This is a genomic window from Oryzibacillus soli (genome assembly GCF_051594765.1).
Classification (GTDB): Bacteria; Bacillota; Bacilli; order Paenibacillales; family NBRC-103111; genus Paenibacillus_AR.
In genome coordinates, this window is the sequence record NZ_JBPPGJ010000146.1 from 1 (window position 1) to 267 (window position 267).

Annotated in this window: 1 protein-coding gene; it reads right to left on the minus strand. The window is 50.9% G+C overall.

Features of this window, described 5'->3' with window-relative positions; translation table 11 throughout:
• A partial coding sequence (locus ACSEXW_RS28485) for a transposase (protein ID WP_438449531.1) occupies positions 1 to 267 on the minus strand: 267 nt, incomplete at both ends.

Genomic DNA, 267 nt, shown 5'->3' on the forward strand with positions numbered 1-267 from the left:
GTAGGAGAGACGTCAATCCCGTACAACCGGTTCAGATGATCCTGGATGTCACGCGTGCTCACGCCCTTGGCGTACATCGCGATAATCTGGTCTTCAATGCCGGTTACATTCGATTGATGCTTCTTGACGATCATCGGTTCAAACTCGCCGTTACGGTCGCGTGGGACCTGGATCTCCATCTCACCGTATTCGCTCGTCACCGTTTTCTTTGTCTTCCCATTGCGGCTGTTAGAGGTTGCCTTGCTTTTCAAATCGTGCTTTTCGTAT